This is a genomic window from Selenomonas ruminantium subsp. lactilytica TAM6421 (assembly GCF_000284095.1).
GTDB lineage: Bacteria > Bacillota > Negativicutes > Selenomonadales > Selenomonadaceae > Selenomonas_A > Selenomonas_A lactilytica.
On the sequence record NC_017068.1, the window covers coordinates 1,233,708 to 1,248,575 of the forward strand.

Consider the following 14,868-nt stretch of genomic DNA (forward strand, 5'->3'; position numbering starts at 1 on the left):
TTTAGATAGACGATCGCCTGAGCAGAGTGCGGATTGCGTTGCTCAGGCGATTCGTTTGTCTAAGCGGTAAAGCAGGAGGAAGATTATGAACGAGAATTGGCAGGGATTCCGTCCCGGAAAATGGCAGACGAAGATTGATGTGCGTGATTTTATCCAGAAGAACTATACGCCTTATGAGGGGGAGGCAGATTTTCTGGCTGAAGCTACGGCTAACACCACGGCTGTCTGGGAGGAATGCAAGAAGCTGCTGGCGGAAGAACGCAAAAAAGGCGGCGTATTGGATGTAGATACCGAAACGGTTTCCACCACTATCTCCCATGCACCTGGTTATATCGATAAGGAACATGAAACCGTCGTCGGTTTGCAGCTGGATGCACCTTTGAAGCGCGGCCTGATCGTCAACGGCGGTCTGCGCATGGCCCAGCAGGCGGCAGATGCCTATGGCTACAAGGTCAGCGACAAGATCACGGAAATCTATTCCAAACATGTGAAAACCCATAATGAAGCGGTGTTTGAGCTCTATACGCCGGAAATGCGCAAGGCCCGTCATTTAGGCCTGCTCACCGGTCTGCCCGATGCTTATGGCCGTGGCCGCATCATTGGCGACTATCGCCGGGTGGCGCTCTATGGTGTGGATCGTCTGATCGAGCAGAAGAAGCTGGATAAGGAAGAGATGTACGGCGGGGCCATGGATGCGGAGAAGATGCGTGCCCGCAGCGAGATTGCCCAGCAGATCAAGGCCTTGAATGATCTTAAGACCATGGCTAAGAGCTATGGCTTTGACATCAGCGTGCCGGCAAAGAACGCCAAAGAAGCTGTGCAGTGGGTGTATTTCGGCTATCTGGCTTCCGTCAAGGAGCAGAATGGCGCGGCCATGTCCATCGGCCGTGTGAGCACCTTCCTGGATATCTATATGGAACGGGATCTGGCAAGTGGTGTCATTACGGAAGCGGAAGCCCAGGAGCTTATGGATCAGCTGGTCATCAAGCTGCGCATGGTGCGCATGCTGCGTACGCCGGAATATAATGAGCTCTTTGCCGGCGATCCCATCTGGGTGACGGAGTCCGTAGGCGGCATGGGGGAAGATGGCCGTACCTTGGTCACGAAGAACTCCTTCCGTATCCTGCATACGCTGGAAAATCTCGGCCCCTCCCCGGAACCGAACCTTACGGTGCTCTGGTCCAAGCGTCTGCCGGCTGGCTTCAAGAAGTATGCGGCTGAGATCTCCATCAAGACCAGCGCCATCCAGTATGAAAATGATGAAGTGATGCGTCCGGCTTATGGCGATGACTATGGCATCACCTGCTGCGTATCGGCCATGAAGCTGGGCAAGATGATGCAGTTCTTCGGTGCCCGGGCCAACCTGGCCAAATCCTTGCTGCTGGCCATCAATGGTGGCAAGGATGAGAAGAGCAATGAGCAGCTGGCACCGGAAATCCCCCTGCCCACGGGTGAGGTGCTGGATTATGCGGAAGTCCGCCATAAATATTCCCAGGTGCTGGCATGGCTGGCCGAGCTCTATGTGGACACCATGAATGTGATCCACTATTCCCATGACCTGCATGCTTATGAAGCTGGCCAGATGGCCCTCCATGACAGCAAGATCGAACGTCTGATGGCCTTCGGCGTGGCAGGTCTGTCCTGTGCGGTGGATTCCCTGTCGGCCATCAAGTATGCCAGGGTGACGTCCATCCGCAATGAATTCGGCGTAGCGACGGATTTCAAAGTGGAAGGTGACTTCCCGAAATTTGGCAACAACGATCCTCGCGTAGATGAACTGGCGCATGAATTGACCCATGAGTTCATCACGGAGCTCCGCAAGCACAAGGCTTATCGCGGTGCAGAGCACACCCTGTCCATCCTGACCATCACGTCCAATGTCATGTACGGCAAGAAGACGGGCACGACGCCGGATGGCCGCAAGCTTGGCGAGCCGCTGGCTCCGGGGGCGAACCCCATGCATGGCCGGGATAAGAGCGGGGCACTGGCTGCCATGAAGTCCATTGCCCATCTGGATTATGCGGACTGTCGGGATGGTATCTCCTATACTTTCTCTATGATTCCGTCGGCATTGGGCAAGACCGAGGAGATTCGGGTGCAGAATCTCACGGCGATGTTGGATGGTTACAGCGGCTACGAAGCCCATCATATCAATATCAATGTATTGGATCGGGCCGTGCTGGAAGATGCCATGGAGCATCCGGAGAATTATCCGCAGCTGACCATCCGTGTTTCCGGTTATGCGGTGAACTTCATCAAGCTTGACCGTCCGCATCAGCTGGAAGTGATTCAGCGTACCTTCTACGAAACAATGTAAGATGGTAAAGGGATTCTATCATTCTAAGCTCACCTTTGGCACGATGGACGGCCCGGGTATCCGCTATGTGCTGTTCCTGGCCGGCTGCCGGATGGGCTGTGCGTTCTGCCACAATCCCGACACTTGGGCCCAGGGACAGCAGCTGATCACGGCAGAGGAAGTATTGCAGGAGGCTGAGGACTATCGTCAGTTCTACGATTCCTCGGGGGGCGGTATCACCGTTTCCGGCGGGGAACCGCTGCTGCAGCCGGAGTTTGTGGCGGAGCTGCTGGCCAAGGCCAAAGCCCGGGGCTGGCATACAGTCATCGATACCTGCGGGCTGGCCGGCAAAGAGGCTGTCATGCAGGTGCTGCCCTATGTCGATCGGGTACTGTTTTCGCTGAAGGGCAGTACGGAGGGGAGCTATCATGATTTGACCAAGGCCAAGCGTAAAGATATCCTGGCGAATCTGCGGTTGATTGCGGCCCGCAAGCCGGTGACTTTGCGCTATGTACTGATTCCCGGCTACACGGATGGCAAGGATAGTCTGGCTGCCCTTATCGGCATTGTGCATGCTTTGCCGCAGACTGTGGAGGTGGAGGTCCTGCCCTATCATACCATGGGCATTGTCAAATGGGATGAACTCGGCTGGGACTATACGTTACGGGATGTACCGGAACCGTCCAAGGGCGAGGTGGATTCTTTCCGCCAGTCCCTGCGTCAGGCCGGGATCAGGCTGGCTGCGACGGAAAACTGAATCGAATAAATGAAGCGAAGCTGTCTCATCAAGGGGCAGCTTTCTTTTATTTGCGGTGACAAGGGCAGGTGTTTATAATAGAAGGAGATATTTTGGACAAAGAATTTTGGATGTGATGATTTGCAACTGACGGATTCGATACAATATGTGAAGGGCGTGGGCCCGAAAAAAACGGCGGAGCTGAAGCGGCTGGGGCTGCGTACGGTTTATGATCTGCTGACGTATTTTCCCCGTACCTATGAAGACCAGAGTGTGCTGACGAAAATATCAGAACTGCAGGCTGGAGAAACGGTGACGGTGGCAGGCACGATTATGAATGTTTCCGAGCGGCAGGGCGGCCGGCGGGGCATGACCATATTGATGGCGCTGATTGGTGATGGCACAGGGATGCTGCAGGTTACCTGGTTCAATCAGAAGTATCTGAAAAACAAGCTGAAGGTGGGCAAAAAAGTCTTTGTGACCGGCAAGGCTGCCTATGCCTATGGCGGGCGGGGACAGTTTGCCATGAGCCAATTGCACAGCTTCGAGATTCTGGATGAGGAGGCAGAACCGGAGAGCCGGACGGGCATTGTGCCGGTTTATCCCGCTACGGAAAAGCTCAATCAGAAATTCTTCCGCAAGGTCATTGCCGGCCTGTTCGCGGAAGAACTCGCCATCCATGATCTGATTCCCCCGCGGGTGATGAAGGCTTATGGTTTGCTGACGCGTCAACAGGCGTTGCGGGATATGCATTTCCCCGCAGATTTTTCGGTGTTACAGGCGGCGCGGAAGCATCTGGCGTTTGAAGAACTCTACCTGATCCAATGCGGGCTGTTGCTGCTCAAGCGGCAGGCGCGGGAGAACAGCAAGGGCATCCGGCATCTGCTCAGCAGTGAGCTGGTGGCCAAGGTTCAGGCGGCTTTGCCCTTCCGGCTGACGGATGACCAGGCCCGGACTTGGCAGGAAATCCAGCGGGATATGGAAAGTCCCCTGCCCATGCGGCGCTTGGTGCAGGGTGATGTGGGCTCCGGCAAGACCGTCATCGCCATGCTGGCGCTGGTGAAAACCGTGGAAAACGGCTATCAGGGGGCACTGATGGCGCCCACGGAAATCCTGGCCAGCCAGCATTATGAAGGCTTCCTCTGGCAATTGGAGCCCTTGGGGATTCGCATCGGTTTCCTGTCCGGGCGGCTGACGAAAAAGAAGCGGGAGGAAATGTACGCCAGGATTGCGGCGCAGGAAGTGGATATTGTGATTGGCACCCATGCGCTGATTCAGGAAGGCGTGGATTTTGCCAAACTCGGTCTGGTGGTCACCGATGAGCAGCACCGCTTTGGCATCGCCCAGCGGGCGGAGCTGGAGAAGAAGGGACATCTTATGCCGGATGTATTGGTCATGACGGCAACGCCGATTCCCCGCACCATGACCTTGACCGTCTATGGGGATCTGGATGTGTCCCTGATTCAGCAGCTGCCGCCGGGGCGTCAGCCCATCCGTACCTTTGTGCGCAAGCCGGATAGGCGGGATCTGATCTATGATTATGTGCATCAGCAATTGGCCGCCGGGCGGCAGGCCTATGTGGTCTGTCCCTTGATTGAGATGAACGAGGAAAGCGATCTGCCCTCTGCCGAAGAAGTCTATGACGAACTGTGCTATGGGATTTTCCGGGATATGCCTTGCGGTCTTGTCCATGGCAGGATGAAGGCGGCGGAAAAAGAGCAGGTGATGCAGGATTTCTATGAAGATAAGATAAAACTTTTGGTATCCACTACGGTAATCGAGGTGGGGGTCAATGTGCCCAATGCCAGCATCATGGTGGTGGAGCATGCGGAACGCTTTGGCCTGGCTCAGCTGCATCAGCTGCGGGGACGCATTGGCCGCGGGCAGTATAAATCCTACTGCATTCTCGTGTCGGAGATGAAGACGGAAAATGCCCGGGAGCGCCTCAAGATCATGGCCGAGACCAGTGATGGATTCAAGCTGGCGGAAGAAGATCTGCGCCTGCGGGGCCCGGGGCAGTTCTTCGGTTCCATGCAGCATGGCCTGCCGGATCTGAAGGTGGCGGATGTGCTGGGGGATATGGACATCCTGCTACAAGCCCGGCAGGCGGCCCAGGAAACCGTGGCCAGCCGTGAGGAACGGCAGGACATCCTGCCGATTCTGGCGCTGCAGTATAAGGAGCAGTTCGAAAATATCACGGATATTTGATGTATTTTTGTCGAGAACATCTTGACATAACACATAGACATAGTATACAATATTTTCAGCTTAAACATGCATGGGAGGCGTGTATCTTGGTAACAGTATTGGTGAATGGTGCCTGTGGCCGCATGGGGCAGGCCGTGTTGAAGGCTGTGCAGGAAGCGGAGGATCTGCAGCTGGTCGGCGCTGTGGATATCCGTGGCGGTGCTGACTGCGGTGAACTGGTCGGCTTGCCGAAAAACAATGTGACGGTGGAAACGGATCTCACCGCAGCTTTGGAACGGCTCAAGCCGGAAGTTATGATTGACTTCACCCGTCCGGATGTGGTCTTTGACAATGTGATGGCGGCACTCAAGGCCAAGGTCAGTCCGGTGGTGGGTACGACGGGGCTCAGCGAGGAGCAGAAGACAGAAATCCGCAAGCTGGCAGAAGAAAATGACACGCCAGCCTTTATCGCGCCGAATTTTGCCATCGGTGCGGTCCTGATGATGGTTATGGCCAAGCAGGCGGCAAAATACATGCCTGAGGTGGAGATCATTGAACTCCATCATGACAATAAACTCGATGCTCCCTCGGGGACGGCGGTGCAGACGGCGGCGATGATTGCCGAGGTGCGGGCGGCACATAAGCAGGGCCATCCGGAGGAAAAGGAAAAGATTGCAGGTGCCCGTGGTGCCGATTACGAGGGCATGCATATCCATAGCGTACGCCTGCCGGGCTATGTGGCTCATCAGGAAGTCATCTTCGGCGGTCTGGGACAGACCCTTACGATCCGTCATGATTCCCTGAACCGGGAATCCTTTATGCCCGGTGTCGTGCTGGCTGCGCAGAAGGTTCGCGGTCTCAAGGGCTTGACTGTCGGTTTGGATAAACTCCTGGAGTTTTAAATAACACAAAAAAGGCATAAGCAGCGAAAGGATGAAGGTTAATGAAAAAGTATAATGTGGCAATCTTGGGGGCAACGGGTGCCGTTGGTCAGGAATTCCTGAACCTTATCGAGGAACGTAATTTCCCCTTTGCCGATTTGAAGATGCTGGCTTCCAAGCGCAGCGCCGGTAAAAAAATCCAGTTCATGGGCAAGGAATACACGGTTGAGGAAGCTACGGTGGATTCCTTCAAAGGCGTGGACATCGCTCTGTTCGCTGGCGGCAGCGCCAGCAAGGAGTTCGCTCCGGCTGCTGTAAAGGCTGGTGCTGTGGTTATCGATAACTCCAGCACCTTCCGCATGGACCCGGAAGTTCCTCTGGTTGTGCCGGAAGTCAACCCGGAAGCCATTGCCCAGCATAAGGGCATCATTGCCAATCCGAACTGCTCCACGATCATCATGGTCATGGCCCTGAAGCCGCTCTATGATATTTCCAAGATCAAGCGCGTGGTTGTTTCCACCTATCAGGCCGTATCCGGTGGCGGCAAGGAAGCCATGGCAGAGCTTGAGCAGCAGGTGGCCGATATCGTAGCAGGCAAGCCTGTTACGGCCAATATCCTGCCGGGTGCTGCCCTCAAGAAACATTATCAGATTGCCTTCAACCTGCTGCCGCAGATCGATGTCTTCAAGGAAAACCTCTACACCAAAGAGGAAATGAAGATGATCGACGAGACAAAGAAGATCATGAGCGATCAGGATATGCGCATTACGGCTACCACCATCCGCGTGCCGGTATACCGCAGCCATGCGGAATCCGTCAACGTGGAATTTGCGGACGAAGTCAGCGTCGAAGCTGCCCGCAAGGCCCTCGCAGCTTTCCCGGGTGTTGAAGTGGTGGACAATCCGGATGAACAGCTCTATCCGCAGCCGCTGGAAACCTCTGGCAAGAATGATGTAGCGGTTGGCCGTCTGCGCAAGGACTATTCCATCGAGAATGGCCTGAACATGTGGATCTGCGGTGACCAGATCCGCAAGGGCGCAGCTCTCAATGCTCTGCAGATTGCTGAATATATGATTGAACATGAAATGGTGTAAGCGCCATTGATGATATGGGACTGGCAGTATGACTGTCGGTCCTTTTCTTATGCATATGAGAAGTTTATGGAGTTATAATAAAATCCTATTGGAAACTTGCCTCTGGTGACATTGAGATTTTTCTTGATTTTCGCTATAATGGATAGGTGTAGAAAGATTAACGGTTTTAGGAGGAATTATCATGATTAGTCCATATACTGCAGGTGCGCTGGTGCTCGTAGCATTGATCGTGTTTGGCCCGAGCAAGCTGCCGGAAATCGGCAAGGCACTGGGCAAGGGCATCAAGGAATTCAAGTCCGGTGTGGCTGAGGAAAGCAAGAAACCGGAAGAGCAGCAGATGTTGAACGTGACCGAGCAGCCGAAAGAACTGCCTAAGGCTGACCAGCAGACGAAGCAGTAAGCTGGTGGTGTAGATGGCAGAAGAACAAAAATATGAAGAAATCGAGGCGCCAAAGCAGATTGGCGCCCCGGCAGATGCCGAAGTGGTGCTGGACGACGGCAGCATGTCCCTGATCGCCCATCTGACGGAGCTCAGGAGCCGGCTTATCAAGTGCCTGGTGGCGACGGCCATTGGCAGCTGCGTGGGCTACTTTTTCATTCAGGACATCATGCACTATATCACCCTGCCTGCAGGCAAGCTCTATTATATGCAGCCTGCGGAAGCCTTCTTCACCTATCTGAAGGTGGCCTGTGTGGCCGGGTTCCTCTTGGCACTGCCTATTATCTTTTGGCAGGTATGGCGGTTTTTCCTGCCGGCCCTGACCACCAGGGAACGCATGGTGCTTGGTATCGTGGTACCGACATCAGTCGTTCTTTTTTTCTGTGGGCTGGCTTTTTCCTTTTTCCTGGTATTGCCGGCGGGCATCAAGTTTTTCTTGGGCTTCGGCAATACGGAGCTGGAGGCATTATTATCCGTAAACAAATACTTTGACTTTGTCATCATGTTTGTGCTGCCCTTTGGCTTTATCTTTGAATTGCCGCTGGTCATGACCATCATGGGGAAACTGGGGCTGATCACTTCCGCCTTTCTCAAGAAGTATCAGCGGATCATCATCTTCCTATCCTTCGTGGTGGGGGCAATCATCACGCCGACGCCGGATGTATTCACCCAGTCCATGATTGCCTTGCCAATCATTGTACTCTATGAAGTAGGCTATTTTATTGTTCGTTATATTTTACGCAGATAAAAAGGAGGTATTTGCTTGGCTTATAAGGATTTGCGGGAGTTTATGGCCGATTTGGAGTCCAAGGGGCTCTTGAAGCGCATAAAGACCGAGGTGGATCCCGAGCTGGAGATTACGGAGATCACCGACCGGGTATCCAAGATGGAAGGGGACAAGAATGTCGCCCTGCTCTTTGAGAATGTCAAGGGCTCCAAGATGCCTGTGCTCATGAATGCCTTTGGCAGCTATGAGCGTATGGCCATGGCCCTGGGCGTGGAAAAGCTCGATGATGTGGGGGATGAGCTGCGGGAGATGCTGAAGCTTCCCTATGTTTCCCTGCAGAACAAGATGAGCGTTGTGACTATGATCCCCATGATCAAGCGGGCCATCAACTTCCCAAAATACGTGAAGAATGCGCCCTGCCAGGAAGTGGTGGAGACGGAAAATCCGAACTTGGATGAAATCCCCATCCTCAAATGCTGGCCGGATGATGGCGGCCCCTTCGTGACCTTGCCGCTGGTGTTCACCAAAAACCCAAAGACGGGTAAGCGCAATGTGGGCATGTACCGCCTGCAGAAATACGACAGCCGCACCACGGGCATGCATTGGCATATCCATAAGAACGGCGCCGAGAATTTCCGGGATATGAAGGCCCAGGGCGGCGACCGCATCGAAGCGGCTGTGGCCATCGGTACAGATCCTGTGATTACCTATGCGGCAACGGCACCGCTGCCCCGGGACATCGACGAGATGGTCTTCGCCGGTTTCCTGCGGCATAAATCCGTGGAAATGGTCAAGTGCAAGACCGTGGATATCGAAGTGCCGGCTACGGCGGAAATCATTCTCGAAGGCTATGTGCTGACGGATGAGAAGCGCCGGGAAGGCCCTTTTGGCGACCATACAGGCTATTATTCCCTGGCGGACGATTATCCCGTGTTCCATATCACGGCCATCACCCACCGGAAAGACCCAATCTACTTCTCCACGGTGGTGGGCAAGCCTCCTATGGAGGACTGCTATCTGGCCAAAGCTACGGAACGCATCTTCCTGCCGCTGTTGCAGCAGATGCAGCCGGAAATCATCGATATCAATATGCCGCTGGAAGGCGTGTTCCATGACTGCTGCATCGTGTCCATCAAGAAGCAGTACCCCATGCAGGCCCGTAAGGTCATGCATGCACTCTGGGGCATGGGCCAGATGATGAACGTCAAGATGATCATCGTGGTGGATGCCCATGTGAACGTACAGGATTTGAAAGAAGTATGGTGGCGGGTGTATAATAATATCGATGCCAAGCACGATCTGGAAATCGTGGAAGGCCCGCTGGATGTTCTGGATCATTCCTCGCCTATGGCGAAATGGGGTTCCAAGATGGGCATTGATGCCACCAAGACCTGGCCGGAGGAAGGCCATACCCGCGAATGGCCGGAGGAAATCAATATGAGCGAGGAAATCAAGGCCAGGGTTGACGCCAAGTGGAAGGAGCTTGGTCTGGATTGATTGATATAAAAGCCCATATTAATAACGTGGCCCTGCACCACACCATCTTTGACTTGCCCTTTGCCTTTATGGGGGCGGTCCTGGCGGCAGGGGGCAGGCCCAGTTTCCACGATTTGTTTTGGATTGCCCTGGCTATTACCACGGGGCGGGCGGCAGCGCTGGCCATGGATAATCTGGCTGATCTCAAATATGACAGCCAGCAGCCCCGCATGAGCTATCGGGCCATGGTGCAGGGGCGCATCAGCAAAAGAGAGGCTAAAGTCTTCATCGGAATTTGCCTGTTGTTGATGGTTCTTTCGGTGCTCCATCTGCATCCGATCTGCATTTATCTGTTGCCTCTGGCGGCGCTGCCCTTTATGATTTATCCGTTCACTAAGCGCTTTACCGGTTGGTGCCATCTCTTTTTGGGCGTGGCCATTGGTATGGCGCCTGCGGGAGGCTGGGTAGGCGTCAGCGGGCAGATTACCATGCCCATGGTGCTGCTGTGCATTGCGGTGGCCCTTTGGATTGGTGCCTTTGATGCCATGTACGGTGCCCAGGACGAGGAGTTTGACAAGAGTCAGGGACTGCATTCACTGGCCACAGAGTACGGAGCAAACAATGCCTTCCGCCTGTCGGCGGCCATGCATGTTGTCTGCATCGCCTGCTTCTTTGCTGTGGGGGTAATGCTTACCCTGGGGCAGTTGTATTTTATTGGCGTGGGCATTGCGGCTGGTACGCTCATTTATCAGCACCGCATTGTGAGCCCCACGGATTTCAGCCGGGTAACCCAGGGATATTTCATGCGCAACGGCATTGTGTCCGTAGCCATCTTTGCCTGTGCCTGGCTGAGCTACATTTTTTGATATTTGACAGTTGACGTTGACTTTTGACATTTGACTTTTGAGGTGACCCTATGTCCGCTAAGATTTTGGAAGGCAAGTTTTTCGCACAGCAATTAAAAGATGATGCAGGGCGCCGGGCGGCGGCTTTGCAGGAAGAGTATGGCCGCGCTCCGGGGCTGGCGGTTATCCGCGTGGGTAACGACCCGGCCTCTGAGGTCTATGTCCGCAATAAGGACAAGGCCTGCGCTGCTTTGGGTATCTATTCCGAGGTTATCGCCATGCCGGAAGAGACCACCAAGGATGAACTCATTGCCCGTATCGATGCGCTGAATGCGGATGATAAAATTGATGGCATTCTTGTGCAGCTGCCTTTGCCGGCGCAGATTGCCAAAGACGAGGCGGAAATCCTCAATCGCATTGACCCGTCAAAAGATGTGGATGGCTTCCATCCCGTCAACGTGGGCAAGATGGTGACGGGGGAGCCGGCTTTGTTGCCCTGCACGCCGGCCGGCTGCATTCGCATGCTGGAAATGGCAGGCATTGAGATTGCAGGCAAGCGGGCCGTGGTCATCGGCCGCAGCAATATCGTGGGCAAGCCCATGTTCCACCTGCTGATGGCCAAGAATGCTACGGTGACAGTATGCCATTCCCGCACGGAGAATCTGGCGGAAATCACCCGTCAGGCAGATATTCTGGTGGCGGCCATCGGCAAGCCTCAGTTTGTAAAAAAAGATATGGTAAAACCAGGTGCGACGGTCATTGACGTGGGCATCAACCGCATTGCTCCCAAGAAATTGGTGGGGGATGTGGATTTTGCAGAGGTCAGTGAAGTGGCAGGGGCTATCACGCCCGTACCGGGCGGTGTAGGCCTCCTGACCGTAGCCATGCTGATGCAGAATGTCGTGCAGGCGGCAGAAGCGCACCTGAGATAGGTAGATAGAGACCATAAAGGGACTCCTAGCTTCCCCCTCGGGGGGAAGTGGTGCGCAGCACCGAAAGGGGCAACTTTATTGGTCTTTTTCTTAAATAAATAGCTTTATGTAATTGATTGCAGAGGAGAAGAAAGCTCAATGAAAACCGATGTGGAAATTGCGCAGAGCGCACAGATGCAGGACATTCGTCGTATCGCTGAGAAACTGGAAATCTCAGAGGACGAACTGGAACTCTATGGCAAGTACAAGGCCAAGATCAGTCTGGATGCCTGGCAGCGTGTAAAGAACAGGGAAAACGGCAAATTGGTGCTGGTTACCGCCATCAACCCCACGCCGGCTGGCGAAGGAAAGACTACCACCAGTGTTGGTCTGGCCGATGCCTTCCATAAACAGGGTAAGAAAGTGGCCGTGGCCTTGCGTGAACCTTCTTTAGGCCCCTGCTTTGGCCTCAAGGGCGGCGCTGCTGGCGGCGGTTATGCTCAGGTGGTGCCCATGGAGGACATCAACCTGCACTTCACGGGAGACTTCCATGCCATCACGACGGCCCATAACTTGTTGGCTGCTGTGATTGACAACCATATCCAGCAGGGCAATGCCCTGGATATCGACGTGCGCCGGGTGGTTTGGAAGCGCGTCCTCGACCTCAACGACCGTGCCCTGCGCCATGTGGTGATCGGCATGGGCGGCAAGGCTCATGGCGTGCCCCGGGAAACGGGCTTTGATATCACCGTGGCTTCGGAAATGATGGCCATTCTCTGCCTGGCTTCTGACCTTGAGGATATGAAGAAACGTCTGGGCGAGATCGTGGTGGCTTACACCCGTGATGGCCGTGCTGTGCGGGCTAAGGAACTCAATGTGACCGGTGCCCTGACCTTGCTCTTCAAGGATGCCATCAAGCCGAATCTGGTACAGACGCTGGAAGGCACGCCGGCCTTTATCCATGGCGGCCCCTTTGCCAATATCGCCCATGGCTGCAACAGCGTTATGGCTACGAAATTCGCCCTGAAATTTGCCGATGTGGTGGTGACGGAAGCCGGCTTCGGTGCCGACCTGGGCGCTGAGAAGTTCCTGGACATCAAATGCCGTTTTGCCGGTATCCATCCCGATGCCGTGGTCATTGTGGCTACGGTCCGTGCCCTCAAGATGCATGGCGGCATGGATAAGAAGGATCTCGGTCAGGTCAATATGGAAGCCTTGGAAAAAGGTATGCAGAACCTCGAAAAGCATATCGAGAATATCCAGAAGTTCGGCCTGCCCGCGGTGGTGGCTATCAACGCCTTCCCCACGGATACGAAAGAGGAACTGGACTTCGTGGAAGCTGCCTGCAACAAACGCGGCGCTGAAGTTGCCCTGTCCGAAGTCTGGGCAAAAGGCGGCGAAGGCGGCCTGAAGCTGGCGGAAAAAGTCGAAGCAGCCATGCAGAAGGAAAACAACTTCCACTTTATCTATGAGACCGAGCAGAGTGTGGAGGAGAAGATCACCGCCATTGCCAAGGAAATCTATGGTGCTGACGGCATTTCCTTCACGGCTGCAGCCCAGAAACAGCTGGCAGAGATCAAGGAACTGGGCTTCGACAAGATGCCCGTCTGCATGGCCAAGACGCAGTATTCCCTGTCTGACGATGCCACGAAGATTGGCCGTCCGGAAGGCTTTACGGTTACGGTGCGCGAACTACGGATTTCCGCCGGTGCCGGCTTTATCGTGGCGCTGACAGGCAATATCCTGACCATGCCAGGCCTGCCCAAGAAACCGGCTGCCGAGAACATGGATATCGACAATGACGGCAAGATTACCGGCTTGTTCTAAGTTAATCAATAAAAAGCTGTGAAAATTGCAGTTTGTAGATGCGAGCCTAAACTCTTTTGTTACAGCTCAGTGGGGCGGCGGTGGGAATACTTTTCCGCCGCTGCACTAAATGACCCGCCAGCAGAACTACGCATCTTCCAGTAACCTGCGCCGGTCTTGCCCGGCGCCATCTGGCTAAACAGCTCTAAAATTGCCGAGAGGGTCGTTTTAGCGGAAACAGAAAAAGTACTCCCCCGTGAACCCCTGACTGCGTATGAACGGGATGCCTTCAGCACGAACGCGCCGACAAACTGCAATATAAGGCAGTCCGCCGACTCTGTTGAGTTAGCGGACTGCCTTTGTTATTAGAAGGAATCTATCAAAAAAAGAAGCTCCGGACGGAGCTTCTTTTTTTATGCCAGTCAGGCAATTATTTTGCGTTGATGAGCGCCATGATTTCGTCTGCACGGCCATCGGAACCCAGAACTTCTTTGATCTTGTGTTCAACGAGTTCTTTGATGTAAGCGCGGCCATCAGCAACATACTGACGCGGGTCGAAGTGGCCCGGGTTAGCCATGAAGTGCTCACGGATACCAGCCGTAAGAGCCAGACGCAGGTCGGAGTCGATGTTGATCTTGCAAACTGCGGATTTAGCAGCTTTGCGGAGCTGATCTTCAGGAATACCGATAGCATCGTCCAGTTTACCGCCGTTAGCGTTGATGATCTGAACGTACTTCGGAATAACGGAAGAAGCACCATGGAGAACGATCGGGAACTCAGGAATCTTCTTCTCGATTTCAGCCAGGATATCGAAACGCAGTTCGGGCGGTACGAGAACGCCTTCAGCGTTGCGCGTGCACTGTTCCGGCTTGAACTTGAATGCACCATGGGAAGTACCAATAGCGATAGCCAGGGAGTCTACGCCAGTTTCTCTAACGAACTCTTCAACTTCTTCCGGCTGCGTGTAAGCTGCTTCGTGAGCGGCAACCTTAACATCATCTTCGATACCAGCCAGTTTGCCCAGCTCAGCTTCTACGCAAACGCCATGTTCATGAGCGTAAGCAACAACTTCCTGCGTACGTTTGATGTTCTCTTTGAAATCATAATGAGAACCATCGAACATTACGGAAGTGAAACCGTCATCGATGCAGGCTTTGCAGGTTTCGAAATCTGCGCCATGGTCGAGGTGCAGAGCAACAGGAATGTCATTGACTTCCAGAGCAGCCTCAACGAGGTGACGGAGATACGGGCCCTTTGCATATTTGCGGGCACCCGCGGATGCCTGCAGGATAACCGGGGAGTTCAGCTCAGCAGCTGCTTCCGTGATACCCTGTACGATTTCCATGTTGTTGACGTTGAAAGCACCGATAGCGTAGCCGCCTTCGTAAGCTTTCTTGAACATTTCTTTAGTTCCAACTAATGGCATTTTTCATTACCCCCTAAGAATACTGTTCAATATTTTTTTGTTGA

12 protein-coding genes are annotated in these 14,868 nt (G+C 54.1%); 11 read left to right on the plus strand and 1 reads right to left on the minus strand.

Annotation, left to right across the window (positions count from 1 at the left end; genetic code table 11):
- Window positions 1-85: 85 nt before the first annotated feature.
- The 11 genes from pflB (at window position 86) to SELR_RS05910 (ending at window position 13,419) form a co-directional block, all read left to right on the plus strand.
- A complete protein-coding gene (pflB, locus tag SELR_RS05860) occupies window positions 86-2,317 on the plus strand; it encodes a formate C-acetyltransferase (protein ID WP_014424289.1) in 2,232 nt (743 codons plus the stop codon).
- Between the two features lies 1 nt (window position 2,318).
- Complete coding sequence (gene pflA / locus SELR_RS05865) at window positions 2,319-3,053, plus strand: pyruvate formate-lyase-activating protein (RefSeq protein ID WP_014424290.1); 735 nt, start codon at window positions 2,319-2,321, stop codon at window positions 3,051-3,053.
- A gap of 120 nt (window positions 3,054-3,173) precedes the next feature.
- A complete protein-coding gene (recG, locus tag SELR_RS05870) occupies window positions 3,174-5,240 on the plus strand; it encodes an ATP-dependent DNA helicase RecG (protein ID WP_014424291.1) in 2,067 nt (688 codons plus the stop codon).
- Between the two features lie 86 nt (window positions 5,241-5,326).
- Window positions 5,327-6,121, plus strand: a complete 795-nt coding sequence (gene dapB / locus SELR_RS05875; RefSeq protein WP_014424292.1) for a 4-hydroxy-tetrahydrodipicolinate reductase — start codon at window positions 5,327-5,329, stop codon at window positions 6,119-6,121.
- Window positions 6,122-6,162: 41 nt separating this feature from the next.
- Window positions 6,163-7,194, plus strand: a complete 1,032-nt coding sequence (locus SELR_RS05880; protein ID WP_014424293.1) for an aspartate-semialdehyde dehydrogenase — start codon at window positions 6,163-6,165, stop codon at window positions 7,192-7,194.
- A 181-nt stretch (window positions 7,195-7,375) separates the two neighbouring features.
- The gene (locus SELR_RS05885) at window positions 7,376-7,594 is read left to right on the plus strand and encodes a Sec-independent protein translocase subunit TatA/TatB (protein WP_014424294.1); all 219 of its coding nucleotides are present in this window, start codon (window positions 7,376-7,378) and stop codon (window positions 7,592-7,594) included.
- A 13-nt stretch (window positions 7,595-7,607) separates the two neighbouring features.
- Window positions 7,608-8,381: a twin-arginine translocase subunit TatC gene (tatC, locus tag SELR_RS05890; protein WP_014424295.1), complete on the plus strand. Its 774-nt coding sequence runs from the start codon at window positions 7,608-7,610 to the stop codon at window positions 8,379-8,381.
- Window positions 8,382-8,396: 15 nt separating this feature from the next.
- Window positions 8,397-9,857, plus strand: a complete 1,461-nt coding sequence (locus tag SELR_RS05895; protein ID WP_014424296.1) for a menaquinone biosynthesis decarboxylase — start codon at window positions 8,397-8,399, stop codon at window positions 9,855-9,857.
- The gene (locus SELR_RS05900) at window positions 9,854-10,702 is read left to right on the plus strand and encodes a 4-hydroxybenzoate octaprenyltransferase (RefSeq protein ID WP_014424297.1); all 849 of its coding nucleotides are present in this window, start codon (window positions 9,854-9,856) and stop codon (window positions 10,700-10,702) included. Before SELR_RS05895 ends, SELR_RS05900 begins: the two co-directional genes overlap by 4 nt.
- A gap of 50 nt (window positions 10,703-10,752) precedes the next feature.
- Window positions 10,753-11,613, plus strand: a complete 861-nt coding sequence (folD, locus tag SELR_RS05905) for a bifunctional methylenetetrahydrofolate dehydrogenase/methenyltetrahydrofolate cyclohydrolase FolD (RefSeq protein WP_014424298.1) — start codon at window positions 10,753-10,755, stop codon at window positions 11,611-11,613.
- 138 nt (window positions 11,614-11,751) lie between these two features.
- Window positions 11,752-13,419, plus strand: coding sequence for a formate--tetrahydrofolate ligase (locus tag SELR_RS05910; RefSeq protein ID WP_014424299.1), 1,668 nt, complete (start codon window positions 11,752-11,754; stop codon window positions 13,417-13,419).
- A 409-nt stretch (window positions 13,420-13,828) separates the two neighbouring features.
- Here the strand turns inward: SELR_RS05910 and fba are convergent, their stop codons facing one another.
- Entirely contained in the window at window positions 13,829-14,824 is a 996-nt protein-coding gene (fba, locus tag SELR_RS05915) for a class II fructose-1,6-bisphosphate aldolase (protein WP_014424300.1), read from the minus strand.
- Between the last annotated feature and the right edge of the window lie 44 nt (window positions 14,825-14,868).